This is a genomic window from Candidatus Eisenbacteria bacterium, assembly GCA_016867715.1.
Lineage (GTDB): Bacteria > Orphanbacterota > Orphanbacteria > Orphanbacterales > Orphanbacteraceae > VGIW01.
The window spans coordinates 32,659-59,203 of sequence record VGIW01000009.1 but is presented as its reverse complement, the minus strand read 5'-3'; the positions used below and the strand labels follow the sequence as shown (position 1 = coordinate 59,203).

The 26,545-nt window shown below is 64.9% G+C and carries 22 protein-coding genes; 13 read left to right on the top strand and 9 right to left on the bottom strand.

Translation table 11 applies throughout. The annotated features are described in order from the left end of the window. Positions 1–63: 63 nt before the first annotated feature. A complete protein-coding gene (locus FJY73_03385; protein MBM3319702.1) occupies positions 64–1,191 on the bottom strand; it encodes an aspartate--ammonia ligase in 1,128 nt (375 codons plus the stop codon). A gap of 223 nt (positions 1,192–1,414) precedes the next feature. Here FJY73_03385 and FJY73_03380 point away from each other — a divergent pair, with 223 nt between their 5' ends. Together FJY73_03380 and FJY73_03375 are read left to right on the top strand one after the other, a co-directional pair. Continuing rightward, complete coding sequence (locus tag FJY73_03380) at positions 1,415–3,058, top strand: C69 family dipeptidase (GenBank protein ID MBM3319701.1); 1,644 nt, start codon at positions 1,415–1,417, stop codon at positions 3,056–3,058. 19 nt (positions 3,059–3,077) lie between these two features. Next, on the top strand, positions 3,078–3,818 hold the full coding sequence (locus FJY73_03375) for a sulfite exporter TauE/SafE family protein (protein ID MBM3319700.1): 741 nt from the start codon (positions 3,078–3,080) through the stop codon (positions 3,816–3,818). 85 nt (positions 3,819–3,903) lie between these two features. On the opposite strand, the gene FJY73_03370 is transcribed toward FJY73_03375, so the two are convergent. Next, positions 3,904–4,197 carry an isoamylase early set domain-containing protein gene (locus FJY73_03370; protein ID MBM3319699.1) on the bottom strand — a complete coding sequence of 98 codons (294 nt, stop codon included), beginning with the start codon at positions 4,195–4,197 and terminating at the stop codon, positions 3,904–3,906. A 566-nt stretch (positions 4,198–4,763) separates the two neighbouring features. Here FJY73_03370 and FJY73_03365 point away from each other — a divergent pair. From FJY73_03365 to FJY73_03330, 8 genes are all read left to right on the top strand, one after another. Next, positions 4,764–6,002, top strand: coding sequence for an endonuclease/exonuclease/phosphatase family protein (locus tag FJY73_03365; protein ID MBM3319698.1), 1,239 nt, complete (start codon positions 4,764–4,766; stop codon positions 6,000–6,002). Positions 6,003–6,176: 174 nt separating this feature from the next. Then, positions 6,177–7,121, top strand: coding sequence for a DUF362 domain-containing protein (locus FJY73_03360; protein ID MBM3319697.1), 945 nt, complete (start codon positions 6,177–6,179; stop codon positions 7,119–7,121). Continuing rightward, positions 7,118–8,830, top strand: a complete 1,713-nt coding sequence (locus tag FJY73_03355; protein MBM3319696.1) for a 4Fe-4S dicluster domain-containing protein — start codon at positions 7,118–7,120, stop codon at positions 8,828–8,830. The genes FJY73_03360 and FJY73_03355 overlap by 4 nt, the downstream gene beginning before the upstream one ends. Positions 8,831–8,850: 20 nt before the next feature. Then, entirely contained in the window at positions 8,851–10,035 is a 1,185-nt protein-coding gene (locus tag FJY73_03350; GenBank protein MBM3319695.1) for a DUF362 domain-containing protein, read from the top strand. 28 nt (positions 10,036–10,063) lie between these two features. Then, positions 10,064–10,903 (top strand): hypothetical protein, encoded by an 840-nt coding sequence (locus FJY73_03345; protein ID MBM3319694.1) that lies wholly within the window; start codon positions 10,064–10,066, stop codon positions 10,901–10,903. 164 nt (positions 10,904–11,067) lie between these two features. Continuing rightward, positions 11,068–13,566, top strand: coding sequence for a M20/M25/M40 family metallo-hydrolase (locus FJY73_03340; GenBank protein ID MBM3319693.1), 2,499 nt, complete (start codon positions 11,068–11,070; stop codon positions 13,564–13,566). A gap of 214 nt (positions 13,567–13,780) precedes the next feature. Then, the gene (locus FJY73_03335; protein ID MBM3319692.1) at positions 13,781–15,025 is read left to right on the top strand and encodes an ankyrin repeat domain-containing protein; all 1,245 of its coding nucleotides are present in this window, start codon (positions 13,781–13,783) and stop codon (positions 15,023–15,025) included. After that, a complete protein-coding gene (locus FJY73_03330) occupies positions 15,022–15,522 on the top strand; it encodes a hypothetical protein (GenBank protein MBM3319691.1) in 501 nt (166 codons plus the stop codon). The genes FJY73_03335 and FJY73_03330 overlap by 4 nt, the downstream gene beginning before the upstream one ends. Before the next feature lie 308 nt (positions 15,523–15,830). Here FJY73_03330 and FJY73_03325 read toward each other — a convergent pair whose 3' ends face one another. From FJY73_03325 to FJY73_03300, 6 genes are all read right to left on the bottom strand, one after another. Next, a complete protein-coding gene (locus FJY73_03325) occupies positions 15,831–17,135 on the bottom strand; it encodes a SpoIIE family protein phosphatase (protein ID MBM3319690.1) in 1,305 nt (434 codons plus the stop codon). A gap of 342 nt (positions 17,136–17,477) precedes the next feature. Next, positions 17,478–18,350 (bottom strand): hypothetical protein, encoded by an 873-nt coding sequence (locus FJY73_03320; protein ID MBM3319689.1) that lies wholly within the window; start codon positions 18,348–18,350, stop codon positions 17,478–17,480. A gap of 184 nt (positions 18,351–18,534) precedes the next feature. Then, positions 18,535–19,056: a toxin-antitoxin system YwqK family antitoxin gene (locus FJY73_03315; protein MBM3319688.1), complete on the bottom strand. Its 522-nt coding sequence runs from the start codon at positions 19,054–19,056 to the stop codon at positions 18,535–18,537. 175 nt (positions 19,057–19,231) lie between these two features. Beyond that, positions 19,232–19,534, bottom strand: coding sequence for an RNA-binding protein (locus tag FJY73_03310; protein ID MBM3319687.1), 303 nt, complete (start codon positions 19,532–19,534; stop codon positions 19,232–19,234). Positions 19,535–19,845: 311 nt separating this feature from the next. After that, positions 19,846–21,369, bottom strand: a complete 1,524-nt coding sequence (locus FJY73_03305) for a histidine ammonia-lyase (GenBank protein MBM3319686.1) — start codon at positions 21,367–21,369, stop codon at positions 19,846–19,848. 193 nt (positions 21,370–21,562) lie between these two features. Further along, positions 21,563–21,985: a YjbQ family protein gene (locus FJY73_03300; protein ID MBM3319685.1), complete on the bottom strand. Its 423-nt coding sequence runs from the start codon at positions 21,983–21,985 to the stop codon at positions 21,563–21,565. Positions 21,986–22,092: 107 nt separating this feature from the next. Here FJY73_03300 and FJY73_03295 point away from each other — a divergent pair, with 107 nt between their 5' ends. After that, positions 22,093–22,431 carry a cupin domain-containing protein gene (locus FJY73_03295; GenBank protein MBM3319684.1) on the top strand — a complete coding sequence of 113 codons (339 nt, stop codon included), beginning with the start codon at positions 22,093–22,095 and terminating at the stop codon, positions 22,429–22,431. A gap of 48 nt (positions 22,432–22,479) precedes the next feature. Here the strand turns inward: FJY73_03295 and FJY73_03290 are convergent, their stop codons facing one another. After that, entirely contained in the window at positions 22,480–22,782 is a 303-nt protein-coding gene (locus FJY73_03290) for a GYD domain-containing protein (GenBank protein MBM3319683.1), read from the bottom strand. 215 nt (positions 22,783–22,997) lie between these two features. On the opposite strand from FJY73_03290, the gene FJY73_03285 reads away from it, so the two are divergent. Continuing rightward, a complete protein-coding gene (locus FJY73_03285; GenBank protein MBM3319682.1) occupies positions 22,998–25,637 on the top strand; it encodes an AsmA family protein in 2,640 nt (879 codons plus the stop codon). A 97-nt stretch (positions 25,638–25,734) separates the two neighbouring features. After that, a complete protein-coding gene (locus FJY73_03280) occupies positions 25,735–26,514 on the top strand; it encodes a hypothetical protein (GenBank protein ID MBM3319681.1) in 780 nt (259 codons plus the stop codon). The last annotated feature ends 31 nt before the right edge of the window (positions 26,515–26,545 follow it).

Here is a 26,545-nt window from a genome sequence, read left to right as displayed (position 1 = left end):
AAAAGCGAAACGCGCGTGCCGGGAGGCGCGCGCGTTTCTTTGGTACGCTACGGGAGTCTTTCGCTATTCGAGAACGTGGATGTTCCGCTTCGCGCAGATCTCCTTGAGCTGCTTCGGCCAGACGGTGACCGTCACCTCGCCGAGGTGCGCCGTACGGAGCAGGTACATGAATGTGCGCGCTTGCCCGATGCCGCCGCCGATTGAGAGCGGGATCTCGTCGTTCAGGATCGCTTGGTGGTACGGCAGCTTCAGGAAGTCTTCCTGTCCCGTCATCTTGAGCTGGATCTTGAGCGTCTCCTTCGTCACGCGGATCCCCATCGAGGTCAGCTCGTGGCGCCGCTTGGTCACCGGATTCCAGACGAGAATGTCGCCGTTCAGCCCGTGCATCGTGCGCCCGTCCTCGGTCTTCGTCTCGGTCACCCAGTCGTCGTAGTCCGCGGCGCGCATCTCGTGCGGGTATCCGTCCTTCAGCGTCCAGCCGATGCCGAGGATGAAGACGGCCGGGTGCTTCTGGATGATCTTGGTCTCACGCTGCTTCCTCGGAAGATCGGGGTACATGTCGAGGATCTCCTCGGCGTGCAGGAACACGAGCTCCTCGGGGATCGGCGGATACTCCGTCTGTTTCAATTTCGGGAAGTTCTCCTCGGTGAAGCGGCTCGCGCCATAGATCACCTTCCAGATCTTCCGAATGGTATCCTTCAGGTATTCGAGATTCCGATCCTTCGCCGTGATTACCTTCTCCCAGTCCCACTGATCGACGTAGGAGCTGTGGTCGTGGTCGAGGAAATAGTCCTTGCGGACCGCGCGCATGTCGGTGCAGATCCCCTCGCCGACCTTGCATTCGAACTGCTTGAGGGCGACCCGTTTCCATTTCGTCGCTGCCTGAACGACCTGCGCCTGGATCCGTTTCTCGAGGCCGAGCCCGCAGGGGAACTCGATCGGGGTGCGCGAGCCGTCTCGATCGAGGTAGTCGTTGACGCCGCTGTCGCGGTCCACGATGAGAGGCACCTGAACCATTTGCAGGTTCAGCTCTTTGCAGAGGTTCTCCTCGATGTAGTTCTTGATGCCGAAGAGAGCCTTCATCCGCTCCATCGGGCGGAGGATCGGTTGATAATCGTTCGGAAGGATCTTCTCGACTTCCTCGTACGTGCTGACGCCCGGCCCTGCCAGGTCCGCCTTCTTGTCCGACATGTTTTCTTTCTCCGTTGGTTGATCAGGGAACAGCCTCGCCTGAAGCCGGATCCTATCATCCCCGCTTTCCGAAAACAATGAAGGAGGGGTGGGCCGTTCAACTCGCTGGGAAACAAGAAGCTACGCGGCGGGTACGACCGGGGTCGGCCTTTTCGCAGATGCCCCTAGGGGGCGGTCCGATGTAGAATGCGGCGAGATAGGGAGACTCGGAGAGAGGGATCTCATGAACCAAGAGCGAACGTCGACAGCCGTGCTTCTCACTCTCGTTCTTCTCGCGCCGGCGACCGCGCCGCGCGCGTGCACCAACCTGCTCGTCACCAAAGGAGCCTCCGCGGACGGGTCGGTGATGATCACCTACACCTGCGACGGGGAGTTCCATCCGCGCCTCCGCCTTCAGCCGGCGGCGAGCCATGCACCGGGCGATTCGCTCGAGATCGTCGATTGGGGAGGGAAGGCGCGCGGGAAGATCGCCGAGATTCCGCACACGTACGCGCACGTCCGCGGGATGAACGAGCATCAACTCGTCATCGCCGAGACGACCTTCGACGGGCGCCAAGAGCTTGTGAACCCGGACGGGATCCTTCACTACTGGGACCTGATGCAGCTCGCGCTTCAACGCGCGCGCACCGCCCGCGAGGCGATCGGCGTGATCACGGATCTCGTCGAGGAGTACGGCTATCGATCGACGGGGGAGTCCTTCTCGATCGGCGATCCGAACGAAGCGTGGATCCTCGAGATGATCGGAAGGGGCCCGGAGCGAAAGGGAGCGGTTTGGGTCGCGGTTCGCATCCCGGACGGGATGATCTCCTGTCACGCGAACCGGGCGCGCATCGGCTCGTTCCCTCTCGACGACCCGAAGAACTGTCTCTTCTCCGACGATGTCGTTTCGTTCGCGGTCGAGCGCGGATACTACGACGCGGCCTCGGGGAAGCCCTTCCGTTTCGACGACGCGTACTGTCCCGCGACGCCGAAGAGCCTCCGTTACACCGCGACGCGCGTCTGGAGCCTCTTCCGGCGCGCGGCCCCCTCGCTCGATCTTTCCCCCGACTACCATCGCGCGGTGGAAGGAGCGGAGCCCTACCCGCTCTGGATCCGCCCCGACCGGAAGCTCGCGCTCGCCGACGTCTTCGATCTCATGCGCGACCACTACGAGGGGACCGAGTTCGACATGACCGTGGGACCCGACGCGGGGCCGTTCGGCTCGCCTGATCGCTCGCGGCCGATCGCGTGGACAGTCGACGGGGTCGAGTACGCGTGGGAACGTCCGATCTCGACACGGCAGACCGGCTTCTCGTTCGTGTCCCAGTCGCGCTCCCGCCTTCCCGACGCGGTCGGAGGCGTCCTCTGGTACGGCGTGGACGACACATGGTTCACGTGCTACACGCCGCTCTACTGCTGCATCGACGCGATTCCACGGTCGTTCGCCGCGGGGAGCCTCGAGAAGTTCTCCTCCGAATCCGCCTGGTGGGTCTTCAACTTCGTCTCCAATTACGCACAGCTCCGCTACTCGGACATGAGCCCGGAGGTGCGCGCCGTGCAGAGCGCGCTCGAAGGGGAGATGATCGCGCTTCAGCCGGCGGTGGAGGAGACCGCGCTCCGCCTTCTCGAAAGGGACCCGGCGCGAGCGAGGCGCTACCTGACCGACTACTCGGTGTCGTGCGGGGAGCGTGTCGCGGCCCGCTGGAGAGAGCTCTCCGAGCATCTCGTCGCGAAGTACAACGACGGTTACGTGCGGGACTCGAACAACGAGGCGCAGGAGAAGGGACACCCGGAGGGATGGCTGCGCCGCATGATCCGCGAGGATCCCGAGCGCTTTCGGTTGAAGCCGGAGGGGCCCGGCGCGGCGGACTGGAAGCTCGTCGACTGACGGAGAGGAGCGGAACGACTTGCCGAGCTTCTGGATGGCGGTCGCCCTCGCCGCGGGAGGCTTTGTCTGCGGGGTTCTCAACGCGCTCGCCGGCGGCGGATCGTTCGTGACCCTTCCGCTCCTTCTTCTCGTCGGGTTGCCTCCTCAGGTCGCGAACGCCACGAACCGGATCGCGATCGTCCTGCAGTGCGTCGCCGGGGTTTGGACGTATCACCGCCACAACGTCCGCCCGTGGAAGGATGTCCCTTCGCTCGCTGTGCCGCTCGTCCTCGGAGCGGTCCCGGGCGCGTATCTCGCCACGGTCCTCGACGAGGAGATCTTCCGCAAGGTCGTGGCGGTTCTCATCGGCGCGATGGCGATGACCGTCTTCGTCGACCCGAAGCGGTGGGAGGGGAAGAGCGAAGGCGGACGTGTTCCCTTGCGGCTCTATCCGCTCCTTTTTGCGCTCGGCTTCTACGGCGGGTTTCTCCAAGCGGGGATCGGCGTGCTTCTTCTCGGGACATTCGTGCTCGCGGGCGGCTACGACGCGGTGCGCGGGAACGCCGTCAAGTTTGCGCTCGCCGGCATCTTCACGATCGCTGCGCTTCTTCTCTTCGCGGGCGCCGGGCAGGTGCAATGGGCGCCGGGGCTCGTCGTCGCCGCGGGGACGATTCTCGGCGGAATCGTCGGAGCCCGCCTCGTGATCGCGAAGGGAGCCAGATGGGTTCGCGTGTTCGTCGTTCTTGCGGCGGTCGCAGCGATCGCCAAGCTCCTGAGCTGAACGTTCGGGGGAGCGGCGCGCGGTTCCTCGAGCGCGCAAGACGAAGGCCCGGGATTCGACCCGGGCCTTCGCCGCGAAAAACGATTTAGACGTTAATGACCGAGTCCTCGCTCCCGAAGGAGTTCGGAAGGTAGCGGTCCGCAGCCCAATCGTTCTCCCACTTCTTGCCGTCCAACAAGTAGCGGAAACGGTATTGCATCCCCGGCTTCAGGGAGACGGTGACGGAGAAGCCGCCTCCTTTCTTCCGCTTCATCGGATGCTTCGCCGGATCCCAACCATTGAAATCGCCGCAGACAGACGCCGACTTCGCCTGGACGTCCGGAGGCAGGTCGAACGTCACCTTGCACGTTTGGCCCTTTGTCGAATACGTCTTCTTCATCTTCACGCTCCTCGACCCGGCGGCTGACCGGCCGCCTTCCACAATCAAATCGCGGCCCCAGGGAGGCGCCGCCGTCCCCCGCGGCCGACCGGACATCGCTCGCCGATTCCGTCTCCGCGCGGAGCCGGCGCCGTTCCGGCGAATCACGTCGAATCATAGTACAAGGAGAGCCCCTCGCGAAAGAACTTTCGCGCCCTCCCCTCGGAAAGCGGCCGGGTCGCGCTCGCCACACAGGAAACGGCCCGGGCGAAGAGCCCGCCCCGGCTTCCCGACGGCGGCGGTGGACCGAACCCGCCCGGCAAGAGAGCAACCGAGCCATCTCCGGACGGCCATCGCGTCTTCCCAGGAACCCTGCCGCAGTACGCTCCGTCAATGAGACGACCGGTCCGGGATTTCTCAGACAGCCCGATTGCGAAGGTTCGACTTGAGGATATGCGGAGGAAGGAGCGCGGTCACGTCAAGGGACTGCAAAGCGCGTTAAGATTCCGGCAAGCTGGGCCGCGATCATGGTATAATCAACTCGTACTCGACCGTCCCGTAAATCCGCTCCCCAGAGGTGCCGCGTCATGCGAAGACTTATTGCCGCCGTTCTCCTCGCGAGCGTTCTCGCGATCCCGCCGATCTTCGCGGAGGAGATCGCTCTCGCCACCTGGAACCTGCTGAACTACCCGGGAAGCACCGGGCCCGAGAGGGCGCCCTACTTCCGGACCGTCCTCGGAAGCCTCGGACCGGACGTTCTCGTCGTGCAGGAGATGAATGGGCAGTCCGGCGTGAACGCGTTTCTCGCGGATGTCCTCGAGTTCGTCGAGCCGGGAGTGTGGTCCGCGGGGCCTTTTCATGACGGCTTCGATACAGACCGTGCGCTCTTCTACCGCACCGGCGCGATCGAGGTCCTGGGCTACGGATGGCTCGACACCGCTCTTCGCGACATCGACTGGTGGCATGTCCGTCTCCCCGAGAGCGGCGAGGAGGTCCGCATCTACACACTTCATCTCAAGGCGAGTCAGGGGAGCGACAACGAGGCGAAGCGTCTCGCTGAGTGCACGATTCTCCGGAACGCCCTCGACACGCTCGATGCGGATCTTCCGTTCGTGGTCGCCGGGGACTTCAATATCTACACGGCATCGGAATCCGCCTATCAGCATCTCGTCTTGGAGGGGCCCGGGAGACTCTACGACCCGATCGATCAGGAAGGCGATTGGCACGACAACGCCGCGTACGCTTCGATTCACACGCAAAGCACGCGGACGACCTCCTTCGGAGGAGGAGCGACGGGCGGAATGGACGACCGCTTCGACATGATCCTGGCGAGCGTCGAGATGCTCGACGGCGTGGGCCTGGAGATCGACGCGGACACGTACATCGCTTTCGGAAACGACGGGGCGCACCTCAACCAATCCATCATTCAGGGGGGCAACGCGGCCGTCCCGCCGGAAGTGGCCGAGGCTCTCCATCAGAGCAGCGATCACGTCCCGCTTCTCGCGGTGCTCCGCGCGGAGACCTCGACCTCCGTCGCCGGAGCGGTTCTCGCGGCGCCCCTTCTCGCGATCTCTCCGAATCCATTCAACGCGACGGCGACGATCCGCTTCACGATCGATCAGCCGGGCGATCTCGTGCTCGTTCTCTACGACGCGGCGGGACGCCGGGTCGGCACGCTCGCCTCCGGGCGCTTCGCGAGCGGCGCGTTCGAACGTTCCTGGGACGGGAAGGACGATGCGGGGCGCGAGGCCGCCTCGGGTGTCTACTTCGCGCGGCTCGTCGCGGGCGAGCGATCAGTCGTCGAGAAGCTCGTCCTGATTCGTTGAGCGGATTCGGGCGCGGGCGTTTTTCGGACGGCCCGCGCTGTTTGATCCCCCCAAGGCGCTTGCCGATGGTTCGCGCGGACCGCGAAGGCGGATCCGATCGAACGGCGAATCCGAACGCGGCCGCCTGACGTTCCTCATCATCTTTGGTATGATGAAGTCCCCGAGGAGGACGCCATGACGAACACAACGAGACGTGAGTTCTTGAGGCAAGCGGCGGCCGCCGCGGGGGCGGCCGCGCTCGCGCCCTACGCGGTCTGGGCGGACGGCGAAACCGACGCCTCGCCCCCCGACATGTGCATCGCAAGATGGGCGGGCGATCCGGTCGGAGAGGACGCTGTCGACAAGATGGCCGCCGCTCTCACGGAGCGCTCGATCGAGAGTCTCGGGGGCATGGGGCGCTTCGTGAGCAGGGGGGACGTCGTCTGGATCAAGCCGAACATCGCCTGGAACCGCGCTCCGGAGCTCGCCGCGACGACGAACCCCGCGGTCGTCGCCGCGCTCGTGCGCCTCTCGCTCGATGCCGGCGCTCGCAAGGTGAAGGTCGGGGACAACACCTGCCACGACGCGAGGCAGTCCTACCGTTCGAGCGGCATCGAGGCGGCCGCGAGGGAAGCGGGCGCGGAGGTCGTCTTCCTCGACGAGAACCGCTTCCGCGACGTCAAGATCGGCGGCCGCGTTCTCGACAAGTGGCCTCTCTATCCTGAGATCCTCGAGGCCGATCTCCTGATCAACGTTCCGGTCGCGAAGCATCACGGGCTCTCCCGCGCTACCCTCGCGATGAAGAACTACATGGGGATCATCGGAGGGAATCGCGGGGCGTGGCATCAAGATCTCGCGGGCTGCCTCTGCGATATCACCGCCTTCATCAAGCCGAGGCTCTCGATCCTCGACTGCGCGCGCGTTCTCACGGACCGCGGCCCGCAGGGAGGAAATCTTTCCGACGTCAAGAGAATGGACACGGTCGCCGCGTCCATCGACATCGTCGCGCTCGACGCGTTCGGGGCCGAGCTTCTCGGCCACGACCCCGCGCGGATCGGAACGGTGAAGGCGGCCCAGGCCGCCGGTCTCGGGCGGATCGCCTACCGGGAGCTCCGCCTGCGCGAGGTCGCCGTCTCGTGATCGCCCGAAGGCGCGCGCGGATCGTCGTCTGGACGCGGCGCGCGGTGCAGGGAATCGCTTTCGTTCTCTTTCTCAGTCTTCTTCTCGCGACGCGCTCTCCGGCGGATGGTCCACCGGACGGAGCTCTCTCCCTCTTCTTCGACTTGGATCCTCTTCTTCTGGCGGCCACCTGGCTTTCCGCCCGTTCCCTCGAGGGGCTTTCCCTTCTGGCGCTCGCTACCGTCGTCCTCACGATCCTTCTCGGGCGCGTCTTTTGCGGGTGGATCTGTCCCTTCGGCACGCTCCACAACATGATCGCGACGATCCGATCGAGGAAGACGCGTCTTCTCTCCGGCGGCGATGCGTTCTCCCGCTGGCAGCGCGCGAAGTACTACGTTCTCTTCGGGCTCGCCGCGATGGCGATCCTCGGCGCGCACTGGATCGGCGTCTTCGATCCGATCGCTCTCTTCTACCGGAGCGTCGCCGTGGCTGTTCTTCCCTCGCTCCACTACTCGGTGGAGGCGATCTCGACGGCGATCTACCACCAGGACCCGCGCGCCGGCCCTCTTTCTCTTGCGTCGATCAGCGAGCCGGTCTACCGATTGTTGCGCGACCACGTTTTCGTCGTGAAACGAGCGGCGTTCGCGGGGAGCACGCTCGTGTTTCTCGTCTTTCTCGCGGCGGCGCTTTTCAACCTTTTTCGCACCCGGTTCTGGTGCCGTTACGTGTGCCCTCTCGGCGCGCTCCTCGGTCTCTTCGCCGGACGAACCCTTCTCCGGCTTCGATCCGAGAACGAGGCGTGCGGGGGATGCAACCTCTGCCGTCTCGCCTGCCCGGCGGCGGCGCAGCCGGAATTGCCGGGCAAGTGGCTTCCGGTCGAGTGCTTCGGTTGCTGGAACTGCGTCGCCGCGTGCAAGCAGGACGCGATCGATTTTCGCTGGGAATCGCCCTTCAGAAAGACGCCGGCCGGCTCGATCGATCTTCGACGCCGCGCCGTCCTCGCTTCCGCCTTCGGCGGCGCCGGCGCGCTGCTCGCGATGCGTCTCTCTCCTCGCGCGCAGGCGCGCACGTACAACCCTGAGCTGATCCGTCCGCCCGGCTCGCGTCCGGAAGCGAGTTTCCTCGACCGGTGCGTGCAGTGCGGAATGTGCATGAAGGTGTGCCCAACGAACGCGCTTCATCCGGCGACGCTCCAGGGCGGACTCGAGGGGATCTGGACCCCCGTGCTCGTTCCGCGCCTCGGATACTGCGAGTACGAATGCAATCTTTGCGGGGCGGTCTGTCCGACATCCGCCATCCTTCCTCTGCCTCTTCCGGAGAAGAAGGAGGTCCGCATCGGGCTCGCCTTAATCGACACGACCCGCTGCCTTCCGTACGCGTATGAACGGGATTGCATCGTCTGCGAGGAGCATTGCCCGATCCCGGACAAGGCGATCTACTTCGTCGAGACGCCGGTTCGCCTAAGGGACGGAACGGTCCGCGTGTTGAAGCAGCCGCGCATGGATCCGGATCTTTGCACCGGATGCGGGATCTGCGAATATGTTTGTCCTTTCAAGGATCTGGCGGCGATCCGCGTGACGAGCGCCAACGAGAGCCGTCATCCGAGGAATCGTCCGCTCCTTCCCGTCTTCCCCGGCGCGGGCGGCTATGAAGACAAGGAAGGGAGCGAGGAGGAACCGCGAGGTCGAGAGGCCGCCGGCTCGTGGGCCGGAGGCGGGGGATCACTATGAAGACCGGGAGGTATCGGAGCATGCCGCGCGCGTTTCTCGTCGACCGCCGCGCGTTCTTGAAAGCGAGCGGAGCGGTCGGCACGGGGCTTCTTCTCGGAAACCCGTCCGTGTGGGCGGAGGAGAAGTCGCCGGAGAAAGCGCGCGCGAAGACGAACATCGACGAGGCGCTTGAGGTCCCGAGAACGACTCATTCGCTCCCCGGGCCTTTTCCCGGGAGGGTGGTCCACGTGATGGATCCCCAGGCGGTACGGGAAGACGAGCCGCGCGCGGAGGTCGTGGAGGCGATGTTCAACCGAGGCATCCGCGCGCTTGCGGGCGGCGACGAGAAGGCGGCGTTCGATCTTCTCTTCTCGAAGGACGACATCGTCGGCATCAAGGTGAACCCGGTCGGCCCGGGTCTCATCAGCACGCGTCTCGAACTCGTCGATGCGATCGTTCTCTGGCTCGCGGCAAGCGGCATCCCGAAGGAGCGGATCGTTATTTGGGATCGATTCGATTACATGCTCCGGGATGCCGGGTTCACGGCGGAGCGTTACCCGGGCGTCGGGATCGAGGGACTTCAGACGATGGACGAATCGGCCGCGTCGGGCGAAAGCGAGGACGACAGCGGCTGGCTCGACGCCGACGGGAACCACAAGAGCGCCGGCAACTTCGATCCCGACGCATACTACTGGGCGGACGTCGAGGCCCCGTCGGACAAGCAGTATCTCAACCAGCACGTGTTCAACGGCCGGCACTCCTACTTCGGCAAGCTGCTCACGAAGAGGCTTACGAAGATCATCAATGTTCCGGTCTTCAAGAACACGGGGAACGGCATTTCGATGGCGACGAAGAACATGGGCTACGGAGCGATCTGCAACACCGGACGCCTGCACCAGCCGCTTTTCTTCGACGTCTGCACGGAAGTGCTGGCGTTCCCCGCGGTCCGCGACAAGATGGTCCTCTCGGTGACGGACGGTCTCTGGGGACAGTACGACGGAGGGCCGATGCCGAACGCGGCGGCCAGGTACGTCTACAACACGCTCTTCTTCGCCACCGATCCTTTCGCGCTGGACGCGGTCTGCCATGCGATCATGGTCGAGAAGCGGAAGAGCATGGGGATCGACGTCAACGAGCATCCGAAGTACACCGAGTATCTTCGCTACGCGGAGCGGCTTGGGCTCGGGGTCGCGGATCCGGAGAAGATCGAGGTGCTTCACTCATAGACAGGGACGAACGAAAGGGGGGAGTGTCTTGCGATCCGTTCTCGTCGGGCTCGCGGCTCTCGCCGCCGCGTTCTTCTCCGCTCGAGCGGAAGAGCCGTTGGTGGGGTGGGCGCGCGAGGAGCGCCCGCTCCGCTTCGTAGGGAAGGACCTCTACGGCCACATCGACGGCGGGGCCGAGCTCTTCTTCGAGCTTGGCTTCAAGGACCTTCGGGTCGAGCGGTTTCGAAAGGACGGACGGGAGCTTGTCGTCGAAAGATACCGAATGGAGAGCCCGGAGTCGGCTCTCGCGATCTATCTCGCGATGCGCGGCGACGAGCGGCCGGTCGGAGAGGTCGGCGAGCGGAACAGCGGGAACCGCCATCAACTGATCGCCGTGAAGGGGGCGACCTACGTTCAGGTGAACAACCACGGCGGGGATGCTCTCCTTCCCGCGATGGCCGGACTCGCATCGAGAGCTCTCGCCGACGCCGAGCCCGGAGAGGCGGCGAGGCTCCTCGATCTTCTTCCGCAGGACGGCCTCGTTCCCGGGTCGGAGCGAATCGTGCGCGGGCCCTACTCTCTTCAGGCGATCTTCACGCTTGGGGAAGGGGACATCCTGATGCTCGCAGGGAAGGTATTCGGCGTCTCGGGGAACGTCGTCGATGCGGGCGACTCCTCGCGAGTGCTCATTCGAGTTCCGTATCCGGACGCGGAGACCGCGCGCGCCGCCTTCGCGAACCTCGTGACAAACCTCGATCCGTATCTCGAGGTGCTCCGCGCCGACCCGGACCGCCTGCTCTTTCGAGACTATCGAGAGAAGTACGGCGAGGCGTTTCTCGGCGACTCGATGCTCGAGATTCGGGTGAACCTGGCCGAGCCGCCGAAGTAGGAGGCCGCGTAACTTATCGCGCGAGAGAGTGTTGAGCGATCCGAGCCGCGCGCTTCCCCGGAGGAAGGTTTGGGGTTGGCCGCGGCCCGTAACTTTTGCTATAATAAGACGTTAACTGGAACGTCCCGGAACGGGATCCCGGGCATATGAGGAGGGTCATTCCGATGCTGAAAGGCCTCGTCGCCGCGCTTCTTCTTGGTCTTGCATCGCTCGCCGCGGCCTCATCCGCGAACAAAGCTCTCGTCGTCGTCGTCGAGGCTCCCCCTGGTCTCGCCGCCCGTCTGCAAGACGAGGGCGTCACGATCCTCCGCGACATGGATCGGTTTCTCATCGTCGCGGCCGGTCCGAGAGAGATCGCCCGTCTTGAGGAGCTTGGGATCGAACACGAGATCGCGGACGTTTCGATGGATACAAAAACCTTTTACACGGTGTCTGTTCGGGACGCGAAGGGTCTCGCCGCCGTCTCCACGGCCGTGCGGGTTCTCTATAGCGATGGGATCGACGCGCTCGTGCGCGCCGAGCCTGAAGAGGCGGAGGCGCTCGCCGCGGTCGGTTTCGAGATCGCGCGCGTCTTCACGGATCCGGCGCGCGTCCGGTCCGCGGAAGAGGCTCCTCGCGCCGCCAAGAGGCTGACCGCCGATCCGCTCGTCCAGGAGATGGTGGATTCCGTTTCGATCGCGGAGGTCTCCGCCGTCGTCCAGCGTCTCCAGGACTTCCGTACCCGGTACTGCCGCCACGACAGCTGCGCCGCCGCCGCGAGCTGGATCCAGGCGAAGTTCGAATCGTTCGGAATCGACAGCGTTTACTTCCACTGGTTCGATCCGGACATCAAGCACAACGTTGTGGCCGTGATCCCCGGCGTGAAGGACCCGGACAAGATCGTTCTCGTCGGCGGCCACTACGATTCGATCACTGGGAACCACAACTACTGCCCCGGCGCGGACGATGACGCGTCGGGGACCGCTCTCGTGATCGAGTGTGCGCGCATTCTGAGCCGGTATACGTTCAACCACACGCTCGTGTTCGTCGCCTTCGGAGGGGAGGAGGTCGGACTCGTCGGGAGCGAGGCATTCGCCGCGCGCGCCGCGCACGACGGCGACGACGTTATCGGCGTCGTCTGCGCCGACATGATCGGCTACGTGGCGCCGGGCGACGCGATCGATCTTGACATCGTCAAGAACGTCGCCTCGACTTGGATGCGGGATCTTGTGATGGATGTGGGGAGCGTCTACGTGCCGGAGCTTTCGATCGTGGACGGAGCGATCCCGGGGGGCGCGAGCAGCGATCATGCGTCCTTCTGGAGGCACGGCTACGACGCGATCCTTTTCTTTGAAGATTCGAACCAGTACTCGCCATATATTCATACATCAAACGACAGGATCGGAATCAGCTATATCTCGGAGGCGCTCGCCGAACGCTCGGTACGGGCGGCGGTCGGGCTCCTGGCGACGATGGCCGAGCCTTTCGACATCGCGATCGAGCACGTTCCTCTCGCGCATACGGAGGACTCGGAGAACCCGCACCGAGTTCTCGCGACGATCACCGCCTCCGGCTCGCTGAATCCGGATTCGCTCCTCGTGCGGTATCGGACGAGCAGCGCATGGAGCGACCTCGTCCTTACACCTGCGGCCGGACCGAACGAATACGAGGCGTTCATTCCTCCGCAACCATCCGGAACGTTCGTCGATTACTACCTCGTCGCGGGGGACATGGACGGAGACCGGCTCGTCGTTCCGAAAGGCGCGCCGGAAAGCGTACACACGTTCTTCGTCGGTACGATCACGCCGATCGTGGTGGACGGGCTCGAGGAGGAGAGCGGGTGGATTGTCGGGGACGCGGACGACGACGCGACGAAGGGGATTTGGGAGCGTGCAGCCCCGAACGGGACCTGGTGGCCGAACGGCCCGGTCGCTCCGGACGAGGACCACACGCCCGATCCGGGAACGATGTGCTTCGTCACGGGGAACGCGCCTCCGGGGTCGACGCAGCGCGCGAACGAGGTCCAGGGGGGGAAGACGACGCTCTTCAGTCCCGTCTATGACCTGTCGTCGTATCCGAACGTGCGGGTTCGGTACTATCGCTGGTATTCGAACAACACCGGCTTTCTCGATCCGGACGAATGGGTGGTGGACGTTTCCTCGGATAGTGGAGTCTCTTGGGTGCGGATCGAGACGGACGGGAAGAGCGATCAGCGCTGGCAGTTCGTCGAGCGGAACCTGTCGGACTTCATCCCTCTTACCTCCGAGGTCCGCTTTCGATTCATCGCGAGCGACGAGGGGTATATGTCGGTCATCGAAGCCGGCGTCGACGACTTCTCGCTCGTGACGTACGAGGAGGTCGAGACCGAGATCGCTTCCGATGCTCCCCGCGCGGCCTCGCGCGCGGTCCTCGCGAGAAACGTCCCGAATCCGTTCAATCCATCGACGCGGATCGCCTACACGATTCCGGAAGGGGCCGGCGCGCTTCCGGTCTCTTTACGTGTCTATGATCTCTCGGGCCGCCTCGTTCGCGTGCTCGTCGACGGTCCGGAAGGGCCCGGAGCGCGCGCCGTGACCTGGAATGGGTTCGACGAAAGAGGCCGGTCCGTTTCGAGCGGCGTGTATTTCTACCGGCTCCGCTGGAACGGGCAGGAAGAGACGAAGCGCATGGTGCTCTTGCGATAGGAGTTTCTCGTGAGCGACGCGGGAGGCCCGGGCGAGCCCCGGGCCTTTTCGCTTTCTAAGACCCGCCGGCCCTGTTTCTCTTTGAGCGAAGCCCATCTCTCTATCGTCTCTAGGGTGTGAGCGAGTCCGGCTCGCCGGGAGTCGTTTCGGCCGAGAGGCCGGCCTGAGCTCGTTCCCGTTCCCTGCGCAACCCGAACCGAAGAGGAATCCCGCCATGGCGAATCGAGCATCCGTCGCCGCCGCCTTCGGTCAAGTCGAGATCGCCCGAGTCCTCGTCGACGCCGGCGCGGCCGTGGACGGCTTCGATTCGGACGAGAGCACGCCGCTCCACGTGGCGGCCGTTCAGCGCCGTCCTCAGATGGTGGAGTTTCTCCTCTCGCGAGGGGCGGATGTGAACCGCAGGGACAAGAACGGCGCGTACTCAGTCAGCTTCGCCGCGGCGGGAGGGGACACGACGGTGATCCGCCTTCTTCTCGATGCCGGAGCGGACCTCAACTTCAGGGATCGCGGAGGGTACACGCTTCTTCACTTCGCCGCGTCAAGAGGACTCCGAGGTCTCTTCGACGGGCTGATGTTGCGAGGGACCGATGTGAACGCGGCGGCCGAGGACGGGACGACGCCTCTTCATTGGGCGGCGCAGGGGCGGAGCCCCGAGATGATCGATCTCCTGATCGATCGGGGCGCCGACCTGACTCTTGCCGACGAGCACGGCGCGACGCCTCTTCTCTCGGCGGTTTTCGGGGGGAAGATCGAATCCGTCCGTACTCTTCTCCGGAGAGGATCCGATCCCACCTCGGCGGATCCGAGGGGTTTGACGCCTCTCTTTCCGGCCGCGTGGCAAGGGAACGCGGAGATCGCGCGGCTCCTGATCAACGTCGGCGCCGATCCGAGCCATCGGGACACAACCGGATCGCCCCCGCTTCTCGCTGCGGTCGATCGGGGGCATGTTGAGGTCGCGACAATTCTCCTCGACGCGGGAGCGGATGTCGGAGCCGCCGAGAAGAAATCTGATCGTTCCCCTCTCTACGTCGCGGCGATACACGGCCGCGGCGGGATCGTCGATCTTCTGCTCGCGCGCGGGGCCTCGGCGCGCGCGCGGGATGCCGAGGGACGTACGCCTCGCGCTACGGTCACCGCGCAGTGGCGGATCGACTCGTCGCCTCCGGCGCGGATCCGGGCGGGGCTCTTGACGGAAACGGACGTCTCGCCGACGCTCCCGTGCTGCAAGAGCGGGAGGCGTCGGTATGGTATCTCGGCCATTCCGGATGGGCGGTCCGCACGAAGAACCATCTTCTCGTCTTCGACTACGCCCCATTCGTACCGCCTTGCGACGAGCCGAGCCTCGCGAACGGTCACATCAATCATGAGGAGATCGCCGGAGCGCGCGTCGATGTCTTCGCGAGCCACGCGCACGGCGATCATTACAGTCCCGCCGTGTTCGATTGGCGCGACCAGGTGAAGAAGATCACGTATGTCTTCGGCTTCCGCCCGGATTCGGCGTCCGGCTACGAGTTCGTCGGGCCGCGCGACACGAGGAAGATCGACGGAATGAAGGTCTCCGCGATCGAGTCGAACGACAGTGGCGCCGGTTTTCTCGTCGAGGTGGACGGCGTGACGATCCTCCACCCGGGCGACCACGCCAACCGGAGGCGCGACTTCTCGGGGCCCTACAAGGCCGAGATCGATTGGCTCGCCGGTCTCGGCGTTCGTCCGGACATCGCCTTCTTGCCGATCGCGGGATGCGGGTTCGGCGATCAGGAAGCGGTGCGGCTCGGCGTCGAGTACGCTCTCGAGACGCTCGAGCCCGCCGTCTTCTTCCCGATGCACGGGGGAACGAACTCGGGGCGCTACCGGGACTTCATCTCGCAGTGCGAAGATCGGTTCCCCAAGACGCGGATGATCGCGGTCGAGAACAGGGGCGACCATTACCTCTACAAGAAGGGGAAGATCAGTTAGCCGAGATTGTGCGCGCGTCTCCTGCTCCGGCTGCGGATCGCGGCCTCGCGACGAAGATGCGTGCCCAACTTGGGCTAGAACAAAAGCCGTTTCCCTCTTGATCGTTCCCGCTCGGAGACCGCCGTCGGCGCGCGGCGGTCTTGTTCGTTCGGGGAAGTTCGGGATATTCCCGGCGATCTTCCGGGGACGCCGTTCGGAAGTCCTTTGTCGCACATCCCTGTGGATCGCGCAGCGTTCGTCCAGACCGAGAGAAGAAACCCGCGCCGGCAGATCAGATCCTGGCGAGTTTCGTAACCAGTCACCAATGCTCAGACCGGAACCGCGGCGAGGAGCGTGAAGTCGTCGCCGAACGAGGCGAGCCCGGTAGAGGTTTCCACCTCGCGCTCGATCCGCTCGACGATCTCGTCCGGCCCGCGGCTCGCGTGTGCGGCTGCGAGGCTCGCGATCCTCTCCTCGCCGAACTCCTCGTCCGTCGGCCGCATCGCCTCGCTCACCCCGTCGGTGAAGAGAAGGAGCGTTTCCCCACGCTTCAGCGCGGTTCTCCCCTCCTCATAGGGCGCATCCGGCAGGATGCCGAGAGGAATCCCGCCGAGCCCAAGCCTCTCCACGCGTCCGTCCGACCGAACGAGCACCGGTAAATTGTGCCCCGCGTTGACGTAGGAGACGGCGCCGCTCCTCGGATCGATGATCGCGACGAAGAAGGTGATGAAGAGATCGGGCGGCGTGTTCTCGCGGATGAGCCCGTTGATTCGGCGGACGGCGTCCGCGAGCGAGATCTCGAGATCCTTGATGGTTCGAAGAGATGCTTGAAGGTTCGACATGAGGAGCGCGGCGCCGATCCCCTTCCCGGCCACGTCGCCGATCGCGAGCAAGGTGCGCCCGTCGTGAAGGGAGAGGACGTCGTAATAGTCCCCCGCCACATCCAAACAGAACCGGATCCGCGCCGCGAGCCGGAGCCCGGGCGTCTCCGGGAAGACGCGCGGAAGGAGCCCTTCTTGGATGCGGCGGGCGACTCCGATCTGTTCCTCGAGCTTCTGCTTCTCCAGCTTCTCCTCGAACAGCTCGAAGTTTTCCGCGGCGAGAGCGATCTGCGCCGCGAGGGATCGGAGGAGGTCGAGCTCCTCCGGCGAGTAGTCCTCTCCGTTCGTCTTTCGGCCGAGGAGGAGGAAACCGATTCGTTCCGAACGAGCGAAGAGGGGAAGAAGGACGGCCGCTCGTTCCTCCGAGAGACATCGCCTCTCTCCCTCGCTCATGGAGACCCGGCCGCTCGCGACAAGCTCGTCCACGAGAAGCGGACTGTCCCCGGTCCCGAGTCGTCCCACCAGATCGTCGAGCATCTCGAACGCGCTCGTTCCGTTTCCGTTCGGGGTCGACTCGCGGCTCTCTCGGCGGAGGATGGGGCGCACGTCATCCGCGGAGAGCCCGGCGGCGAGCCTGCGAGAGAGCTCGTTCCAGAAAGCCGCCGCGTCGGCCGTTCGCCTCTCCGCGGTCTGCAGGAAATCGCGAAGGAGCGCCCGAAGCCGAGCGCGCTCGGGATAGAAGCGATCCTCGAGAATGTGCCGGACCTTTCGCTGCGCGGGGATGAAGCCCATCGCGAGGATCAACCCGACCACTAGGGTCGGAGTCCGGCTTTCGACCGAGAACTGCTTCAGGATCAGCTCGCCGAAGAGATAGAGGATCGCGAAAACCGCGGCGAGAAAGATCGCGTTGATCGCGACGAGGCGCGTGCCGCGCCGGACCTTCGCCTCGACCTCGAGAAGACGGTATCTGCCGAACGCGTATGCGAAGGAGAGGGGAATGAGGAGGAGGAGAAGAAACGTCGCGTTGAAGAACCAGAGTTGCGCGATCGCCGACCGGCTCGCGAGCCAGTTCGGTGCCAGGAAGACGACCCACGGAAGAAGACCGTAGAGAACGAGTCCGGGGATCGATCCGAAGAGAACGAGGCGCGTTTGACGTCACGCGACGAAGCTCTCCGCCCGTGCGAAGCTCCGGACAAGGAGAAAGGAGCCGAGGAGGAGAAAGAGAGTTCCGTGCACCGCCACGAGACCCGCGAGCCCGATCCGATCGGCGAGGGCGAGCGCGAAGAGCGCGCATCCCGGAAGGAAAAGGAGGGCGTTCACCGCTTTCCTGTGGGCGGCGTAGAACGAGTTCGTCCTCGGAAAGACGAGGAGAAGCTTGAGATAGAAAACAGGCGCGAAGAACGCGAGCGCGGCGAAGGCGAGCCTAAGGAGGTTCGCGTACGGGATCTCGAAGGAGGCATACTCCTCAGCGATCACGACGCGCTGCTGGAGCATGCCGACCGCCGTCGCGAAGCTGAAAAGAGCGAGTGTCCGCACGGGGGGCGAGATCGGCCTCCGCGCGAACGCCCAGAAACCGACGAACACGAGAGCGAGCGTGAGGAGAGTCCTGAGGATGAAGAGGCTCACCACCTGAAAACGGAGAAGGCCGGGAATCGACCGCGTGATGACCTGGTTTTCATGATCCACTCCCCGACTGCGGAAGCGGATCGGGATCACCTTTCCCGGGGGCGTCTCCGTGTTGAAGGTGCTGAAGTAGTTCCGCGCCGTCGCCGGCAGGCCGTTCAACTCGAGGAGCGTATCGCCGGGCGATGGATACGGCGCGCCGACGAAGTCCTGGTTGGAAACCTCGGTGAAGACCGCCGGGCCCGGCGCCGCGAGGGCGACGAAGCTCCAGATGTCCCCCATTCGGACGAAGCGGGCGACCTTTGTGTACTCGCGCGCAAGGAAGACGCCGGAGTACGCAAGCACGAGCGCAAACACACCGATGATGATGACGCGCCAAATCCAGTCGCGATGTTCTTCGCTCATCGGGAGGTCCACGTCCTGGGGTTCATCTCGGATGCCGCTCCGGGGCGCACGACCGGTTCCACCGCAAGAGACGCGCGGAGGGGCAGAAGTGTTGCATCGTCTCGGTTGCTTTCCGAACCGCCGCTCGCAACCGATTGATGTGTCGCGCGATCCGCCGCCGTCCCCTTTTCTGCAGCGCGCGCGTCTACTCGGAAACGCCTCCGCGGAAGAACCGCTCGGATGTTTTCGATCCGCTCGCGTCGTAGGTCGTCCAGAGACCCTCCCGCATCCCCTCTCGAAACTCGCCCTCTTCGGCCTTGGTTCCGTCGGGGTGCCACGCGGTGTATGTTCCCTCTTCTCGTCCGTTCCGAAAGAAGGTCTCGGACTTCTTGGCGCCGTTCTCATGCCGGCGCACCCAAAGCCCCTCTTCTTTGCCGTCGCGGTACGCGCCCTCGCGCGCCTTGACGCCGTTCGCATGCCAATACGTGAAGCGGCCGTAGCGTTTCCCCGCGCGGTACTCGCACTTGGTTTCTTGTTGACCGTTCGGATGCCAGGCGATGTACGGCCCGTGATTGACCTGCCTTCCGTCCTCGTCGAGGCGAACGGCGCGGCGCACGCGCAGGCGGCCGTCGGGATAGCGGGTCTCGACGACCTCTGGCTTCCCTCCGCACGAGAGAACCAGCGCGGCGGCAAGACCGGCAAGAAGAAAGCGTCCGCATTGCTTCATTCGCGACCTCTTCCCTGTCCGATCGAGACGCGGTCGATGTCCGAGCCCGACGCTCATCCTATCACACGCTCCGGCGGCTCGGCCGCCCGCCTTCTACTCGCGCATCGGGATCGCAACGAAAGAAAGAGCGGGAACGCATCCCGCGCCCCCGCTCTCTTCGCTCGGAAGTTCGAACCTACCAGCGGTTCCCTCTGTCCCCTCGGCCGCCGCCTCTGCCGCCGCCGCCCCCGCCGCCCTGGCGCGGCTTCGCCTCGTCGACCTTCAGGGACCTCCCGCCCATGTCGTAGCCGTTGATCGCGCTGATCGCGGCCTGGGCCGTGTTGTCGTCCATCTCCACGAAGCAGAAGCCTCGCGGCTGCCCCGTGTAGCGGTCCGTGACAAGGTTGACCGAGTGGACGGCACCATGCTTCTCGAAGAGCGAGCGCACTTCGTCTTCCGTGGCCGTGAAGGGAAGGTTGCCGACATAGATCTTCGTCATGTTCTCTCCTGTTGAGTCGACGTCCTCGCGCGCGATGGAACGTCTTGGGAGTAGCTCGCCGCCGCGGCGCCGATGCCGAGACGACAGGACACGAGAGGACGATCAGACACCTGACGGAAATCGGGGGAAGCGCTACAGGAAGGACCCATGGAACTTCTAACGTAGGGCACCCGGCCGAAAAGGCGCCGCACCTCTCTTCACCGGCAATCATATCACGGAACCGCCGCGAGGAAAAGCAAGGATTTCCCGCGATCTTCGGCCGGTCCGATCCGGCTCTTTTCAGGGCTGTCCGTCCGGCGCCGCCGCCCGGATCACGACTCCAATCGACCGGCCACCTTCTCGACGGCGTCCAAGATCTCCCAAGCACGAACCGCCTCGGTCATCCGGTTGTTGTCCTCGTGGAGCGGTCGGTCCTCTTCGAGGCGCGGAACATGCTTGCGGATCGTCTCATGCGCGGCGCGCACCCCGGGCCCCGATTCTTGGCCGCGGAAGTCGAGCGCCTGCGCGCCCGCGATCAGCTCGATCGCGAGGACGCCGTACGCGTTGTCGAGAATCGTGCGGAGCTTGTGCGCCGAGGTCATCCCCATGCTGACGAAGTCCTCCTGGTCGGCCGCGGCGGGGATCGATCCGGTCGCCGCCGGGTGCGAGAGGATCCTCTGCTCGCAGATCAGCGCGCCCGCCGTGTACTGCGAGAGCATGAGCCCGGACATCATGCCGGGATTCTTCGTGAGGAAGGGGGGAAGACCGACGCTGAGCGCCGGGTTCACAAGCCGGTTCATGCGGCGCTCGGACAGTACCGAGGCGGTCGTCACGCCGATCGCGAGAAGGTCGAGCGGCATCGAGATCGGCGTCCCCTGGAAGTTCGCGCCGGTGAGGACGAGGTTGTCCTCGGGAATGAAGATCGGGTTGTCGCCGACGCCGTTCAGCTCGATGAGAAACTGCTCGCGCGCGTACTTGAGCGCGTCCCGCACGGCGCCGAGGACCTGGGGGGTTGATCGCATCGAGTACGCGTCCTGAACCTTCTTCGTTTTGCTCGCGAGGAACGCGCTCCCGCGGACGACCTTCATGATGTTCCGCGCGCTCGCCGCCGCCCCGGGAAAGCCGCGGAGAACGTGGAGCCGCTCGTCGTACGGCTTCATGTTCGCGTTCAACGCCTCGAGCGTGACCGCCGCGGTAATTTCCGCCGTGCGTAGGAGCTTGTCGATCTCGTCGATGAGAAGGCAGCCCATGCCGAGCGTGACGTTTGAACCGTTGATGACGGCGAGGCCGTCGCGCGCCTCATAGACGATCGTCGGGATCCCGGCGGCGTCCATCGCCTGTCTGCCCGGCATCCGCTTCCCCTTGTAATAGGCTTCGCCCTCGCCGAGGAGCACGAGGGCCATCTGCCCCATCGGGGAAAGGTCGCCGCACGCGCCGACGGACCCCTTCTGGAAGACGACCGGAGTGACCCCTTTGTTCAGCATCTCGGCGAGCGTTCGGGTGACGATCGGACGTTGCCCGGAGTTGCCGTGGCAATGCACGTTGATCCGCGTGAGCATCGCCGCGCGCACGATCTCCTCGGGGAACGGCTCTCCCCATCCGGCCGTGTGGCTGTAGATGAGGTAGCGCTGGAAAAGCTCGGTTTGTTCATCGGAGAGGACGACCTCGGAGAACTCGCCGATTCCCGTGTTGACCCCGTACATGATCTCGCGCGCTTTAATTTTGGCATCAAGCATCGCGCGGCACTTCTCGATGCGGCGGACCGCCTCCGGATCGATGGCGATCGGTTCGCGCCCGCGCGCAACGCGGACCACGTCCTCCACGGTCATACCGCTTCCTCGGACGACAAGGCTCATGCTGCACCCCCAGAGATCGCTCGCCCGCGCTCGCCAACGCGCGCCGCAACAATAAGTTTCGGCGTTCTCCCCCGCGAGCCACGAGGGTACCGGAAGGAGGGAGGGGGGTCAAGGGAGGGGCGAACCGCAGAAACGCGCGCATCGTTCCTTCGGGCCGAAGCAAGAACCGCAAGAAGAGCCGCTTCTCCTCCGCCTACTCCCCGATCACCTTCACCAGCACGCGCTTCGGGCGGCGGCCGTCGAACTCGCCGTAGAAGATCTGCTCCCAGGGCCCGAAGTCGAGGCGCCCCTTCGTGACCGCGACGACGACCTCGCGTCCCATGATCTGGCGCTTGTGATGCGCGTCGCCGTTCTCCTCGCCCGTCCGGTTGTGCTTGTAGCGCTCCGGCGAAGGATCGAACGGAGCCAGCTCTTCGAGCCACCTCCGGTAATCCTCGTGCAGTCCCGGCTCGTCGTCGTTGATGAAGACGGATGCGGTGATGTGCATCGCGTTCACGAGGCAAAGCCCTTCCTGCACGCCGCTCTTCGCGACGATCGCCTCGACCTGAGGCGTGATGTTCAAGAAGGCCATCCGCTCGGGAACATTGAACGTCAATCGTTCGGTAGTCGATTTCATCTTCGTTGCCTCCGCGAAGCCCCCCCTAAGGGAGCCGTTGGTTTGCCAGAGATCCGGCCGCTCTCCTTATGGTAGACTCGATCGGCACCCTCACGAGAGGAGAGAAGATGGACGGGCGCGCGTTCCCGCCGATGATCAAGAGCCTTCCCGAGGCGGACATCCCGTTCCCCGGCGTCCGCGGCTGGATCTCGCAGGGGAATGACCATCAGATCGTCTTTCTCGAGATCGAGCCGATCGGCGAGGTCTCCCCGCACAGCCACGGCGAGCAGTGGGGCGTCGTCCTCGATGGGGAGATGGAGCTCACCGTCGGCGGAGAGACGAAGCGCTATCGAGCCGGGGACGCCTATCACGTCGCGGCAGGCGCCGTCCACTCGGCGAGGTTCCCCGCGCTCTTTCGGGCGATCGACTTCTTCGCCGAAAAGGACCGCTACAAGCCCAAGCGCTGACGGAATCGCGATCCGCGGCCGCAGCAGGAAACGCGTGCATAGTCCAGGCTAGACGCTAAGGCCCTCCATCAGCTTGAGGAAGCTCTCGTACGGCATCGCCTCCCAGCTCTCGGCGGTGAGCGCTCCCTCCGCGCGCGAGATCAGCGAGACTCGATGGGCCGTCTCCACGTCCGGCGCCTCGTAGATGTCCATGAAATCGTACGGGCCGAGGAGCGCGTAGTGCGCGATCCACTTCACGTTCGGGCACGCGCTCTTCACCTTCTGCATCCAGGCCTTTCCCCTGCTTCTCCGTCCCTCCGCGTCCTTGAGCGCGTCGGGGGCGAGACGGGTCATGAGGACGAACGTCGGCATCTTCCACCTCCTCGTTCACGAGCCGCTCGGTCCTTTTCACCGGATTATCCCCCATCCGGCGCTTCCCAGCAAAGAAACCCGGAGCGAAAAAACGGGTGCCTTTCGCGCCGGGCGGTGTTTCCATTGTGCGGGGAAGCGGGTTTCCGGAAGACGCCGGGAACCCGCGGCGGGTTTTCTCCTGCTCGAAGCGGAAACCTTCTCGCGGAGGCGTGATCATGCGCAAGGCGGTCGGCATTGTCGCGGTCGTGGTTCTCGTTCTCGCGGTCGGCGCCGTTCTCTCCGTCCGCGTCTTCTTTCCCCCGGAAAAAGTGCGCCGTCTGGCGGTCGAGAAAGCGAGCGAGGCGCTCGGCTCCGAGGTCTCCCTCGACGACGCCCGGATCTCGCTCTTCCCGCTCGGGATCGAGGTCCGCGGGCTTCGCGTCGCGAATCGGGCGGCTGAAGATCCTCCGCTCATTGACCTTCGAGAGGCGAAGGTTTCCATGCGCCTTCTTCCCCTTCTTTCCCGGAGGATCGAGATCGCCCGGGTCGCGGCGAGAGGAATCGATGTGGCTCTCGTGGTCGAAGAGAAACCGCCGGCGAAGGAGGGAGCGCCCGCCGCGCCTCCTCCCGCCCGGCCGGAAACAGACCTCGCCGCCTCGTTCACCCTCCTTCTTTCGTCCGCCGAGATCGAGGAGGGAATGGTTCGGGTGATCGACCGCGCGGCCGGAGCGGACTTCCTTCTCGACAGCGTCTCCGCGCGGACCGCGCTTCGTCTCGGGGCGCGCGGGGGACCGCTCGTCGCGGAAGGGACGGTTCATGCAGGCCGGTTCTACGCGCCCGGGCTCGGCGCGATCGGATACGCGGGCGGGTTCGGTCCGGTGAGCGCCGAATACGAGGTCGAATACAGCCCGGCCGCGGGGACCGCTCGTGTTCGCGATCTTGCCGTCTCGGCGAGGAAGCTCTCCCTCTCTCTCGAAGGCGAGGTGTCGGGAATCCCCGAGGCCCCGCGAGGCGCGTTCACTCTCGCGACTCCGGAGATCCGCCTCGAGGAGATCCTCTCGCTTCTCCCCGCGGAACGCGCCGGCGGTTTCGAGGGATCGGGTCCGCTTGCGGTGGAGGGGGAGGTGCGGTTCGCCGCCGGGGAGCCGGTCTCGTATCGGATCGCTCTCTCTCTCGGGGGCCTGGAAGTTCGGAACAAGCTCTATCCGGGAAGGATCGAACGCCTCGCGGGTCGGATCGAGGCGACGGAGGAGAAAGCCGTCATCGAGAACCTCACCGCCGAGGTCGCGGGAAAGCCCTTCGCGGTGAGCGGGACCGTCGCCCACTATGAGGACCCGATTCTCGATCTCTCCGTGAACGGGGAGGTTGATCTCGATGCGCTCGCCGCGGCGGGTCTCCTACCCGAGAAGCTCCGCGCCGGCGGAAGGTTGAAGCTCGACATCCGAGCGAACGGACCGGCGAAGACTCCGGAGGGCCTCTCGCTAAACGGCGCGATCGATGCGGAGAACCTTTCCGCCGCGTCCGAGGAGCCGCCGATTCAGGTCGAGAACGGACACGGAAGGATCGCGCTCCGGGGGGAGACCGCGGAGACGAGCGCATTTCATTTTGATTTCAATGGTTCGCCCACAATCCTTTCCGGATCCATCCGAAACCCTCTCGGAGCGCTCTCGGCGGAGTTCGATCTTCGCACGCAGAAGATCGATCTCAACGCGTTTCTCCCTGCGCCCGAGGAGGGCGCGCCCGCTCCGAAGCCGGGGGAGGTCCCGCTCGTTCTCCCGCCCCTTCCGCCCATCGACGCGGCAGGACGGATTCGAATCGACACCCTTCTCACCGGCGTGAACGTTCTCGCCGGCGCGGACGCGCGGCTCGATATCGAGAAAGGAAGCGGCACGATTCGACTCGATCTCGCGCACGGTGTCTTCGGCGGGGTGCGCGTGCGGAAGGCCGCGTCCGATCTTCGAGTCGAGGACGGCGTTCTCTCCGGAACGCTTGCCGCGGACAGCGCGATCGCCTACCGGATTCCCCTCTCCTCGCTCAAAGGAAAGATCTCCGTCGTCCCTCCGGGAGAGATCGACCTCACCGATCTCGCGGCGAAGGTCTATCGCGGCTCGGTCTCCGGAAACGCGCGCGTCGAGATCGGCGGCCCGGGCGAGGCGATCTATCGCTTCCGCGCGCGAGCCGAGGATCTCGAGGCGAATGACTTCCTTTCGAGCCTCACGCCGGCGCGCGACGTTCTCTTCGGCCGCTTCGAGATGGAGTCGGAATGGGAGGGGAGCGGCCTCACCGAAGAGGAACTCCTCCGTCATCTGTCGGCTTCCGGAAACGTGCGCGCGAAGGACGGGTCGATCCGGAACCTCCCGGCTCTCGGCCGTCTGTCGAGCTTTCTCGGTTTGGGCGAGATGAAGGACGTCCGGTTCCGCGAGATGTGGTCCGCTTTCTCGGTCGCGGACGGGAAGCTCCGCCTCGACGATCTCGTCATCGCCTCGCCCGACGCCGACTGGAACATCTCGGGCGCGGTCGGCTTCGACGGAACCCTCGACTACGGGATCTCGGTTCTTCTTTCGGAAGCGGTCTCGAGGCGGTATCGGGAGAAGACGACTCTTGCCGGTCTCTTCGCGGACGAATCGGGACGGATCCTCCTCGACTTTCGGTTGACCGGGACGGCGAAAGAACCCGTTCTCACCTACGATGCCGCGAAGACCGCCTCGCACGCGGGGGTCCGGAATCTGGGCGATCTTCTCCAGAAGCTCAACTCGGACGACAAGGTCAAGGGAGCGATCGACAACCTCCTCACCGGGGAGAAGAGTCCTCTCAAGGATCTCCTCGGCCGCGAGAAGAAGAGGGAAGCGCCGCCGGACACGGCCGCCGCCAAGTAGCGCGGATCGGCTTGTCCTCGCGCGGCTCTTCGTCTATCTTTCGTGAGGCTCGTGCCACCCCCCGTCATCGCCCGGACGCGGCAGGAGGTGTCTCCGCATGCTTCACTGGTTGCTCGCGCTTCTCATCACGTTCGGGGCGGCGTATTTCCAGCGCAAGACCGGCCCGACGGTTCCGCTGGCGGAGGATGCCGCCGTGGGGCGCGGCCTGCTTCGAGTCGTCCTCCACCGCTCGCACGGGGGCGAAGGAGACCAGCCGGTCGTGATCGAGAACGCCGGACCCGAGGTGACCGGCCGGATTCTTTGGAGGCGCTATCCGACGCGCGAGGAGTTCCGGTCGATCGAGCTCGCGCGAAACGGCGAGCGCCTCGAAGGCGCGCTCCCGCATCAACCGCCGGCGGGGAAGATCGAGTACCGAGTGGAGCTGACCGATGGAAGCCGCACGGTCCGCGTTCCGGAGAGGGGGACCGCCGTGACGCGTTTCAAGGGGGCCGTTCCCGCTTGGGCGCTGGCGCCGCACGTTCTCTTCATGTTCGCGGCGATGCTCTTCTCCAACGCGGCCGGGATCGCGGCGCTTCGAAAGGAGACTCGCCTCGCGGCACTCTCGTGGTGGACGGCCGTTCTGCTCTTCCTCGGCGGTCTTCTCTTCGGGCCGATCGTCCAGAAGTACGCGTTCGGAAGCTTCTGGACCGGTTTTCCGGTCGGATACGATCTCACCGACAACAAGACTCTGATCGCGTTCATCGCGTGGATTCTTGCGCTTCGGTCTCTGCGGAAGGGTAGACACGCGCGGCGATTTGTCCTCGCGGCGGCGCTGGTCATGTTCGCAATCTTCCTCGTTCCGCACAGCCTTCTCGGGTCGGAGCTGAAGCCCGAGTAGGCGGAACCTTCCCGCTCGAGGGGAGAAAGGT

Excerpts from the sequence above, each read along its gene's own strand:
- FJY73_03380 (MBM3319701.1), top strand. The coding sequence starts at position 1,415 with ATGAACCAAGAGCGAACGTCGACAGCCGTGCTTCTCACTCTCGTTCTT.
- FJY73_03350 (MBM3319695.1), top strand. The coding sequence starts at position 8,851 with ATGCCGCGCGCGTTTCTCGTCGACCGCCGCGCGTTCTTGAAAGCGAGC.
- FJY73_03280 (MBM3319681.1), top strand. The coding sequence starts at position 25,735 with ATGCTTCACTGGTTGCTCGCGCTTCTCATCACGTTCGGGGCGGCGTAT.
- FJY73_03385 (MBM3319702.1), bottom strand. The coding sequence starts at position 1,191 with ATGTCGGACAAGAAGGCGGACCTGGCAGGGCCGGGCGTCAGCACGTAC.
- FJY73_03295 (MBM3319684.1), top strand. The coding sequence starts at position 22,093 with ATGGACGGGCGCGCGTTCCCGCCGATGATCAAGAGCCTTCCCGAGGCG.
- FJY73_03310 (MBM3319687.1), bottom strand. The coding sequence starts at position 19,534 with ATGACGAAGATCTATGTCGGCAACCTTCCCTTCACGGCCACGGAAGAC.
- FJY73_03315 (MBM3319688.1), bottom strand. The coding sequence starts at position 19,056 with ATGAAGCAATGCGGACGCTTTCTTCTTGCCGGTCTTGCCGCCGCGCTG.
- FJY73_03370 (MBM3319699.1), bottom strand. The coding sequence starts at position 4,197 with ATGAAGAAGACGTATTCGACAAAGGGCCAAACGTGCAAGGTGACGTTC.
- FJY73_03300 (MBM3319685.1), bottom strand. The coding sequence starts at position 21,985 with ATGAAATCGACTACCGAACGATTGACGTTCAATGTTCCCGAGCGGATG.
- FJY73_03340 (MBM3319693.1), top strand. The coding sequence starts at position 11,068 with ATGCTGAAAGGCCTCGTCGCCGCGCTTCTTCTTGGTCTTGCATCGCTC.
- FJY73_03305 (MBM3319686.1), bottom strand. The coding sequence starts at position 21,369 with ATGAGCCTTGTCGTCCGAGGAAGCGGTATGACCGTGGAGGACGTGGTC.
- FJY73_03320 (MBM3319689.1), bottom strand. The coding sequence starts at position 18,350 with ATGAGCGAAGAACATCGCGACTGGATTTGGCGCGTCATCATCATCGGT.
- FJY73_03285 (MBM3319682.1), top strand. The coding sequence starts at position 22,998 with ATGCGCAAGGCGGTCGGCATTGTCGCGGTCGTGGTTCTCGTTCTCGCG.
- FJY73_03290 (MBM3319683.1), bottom strand. The coding sequence starts at position 22,782 with ATGCCGACGTTCGTCCTCATGACCCGTCTCGCCCCCGACGCGCTCAAG.
- FJY73_03365 (MBM3319698.1), top strand. The coding sequence starts at position 4,764 with ATGCGAAGACTTATTGCCGCCGTTCTCCTCGCGAGCGTTCTCGCGATC.
- FJY73_03360 (MBM3319697.1), top strand. The coding sequence starts at position 6,177 with ATGACGAACACAACGAGACGTGAGTTCTTGAGGCAAGCGGCGGCCGCC.
- FJY73_03335 (MBM3319692.1), top strand. The coding sequence starts at position 13,781 with ATGGCGAATCGAGCATCCGTCGCCGCCGCCTTCGGTCAAGTCGAGATC.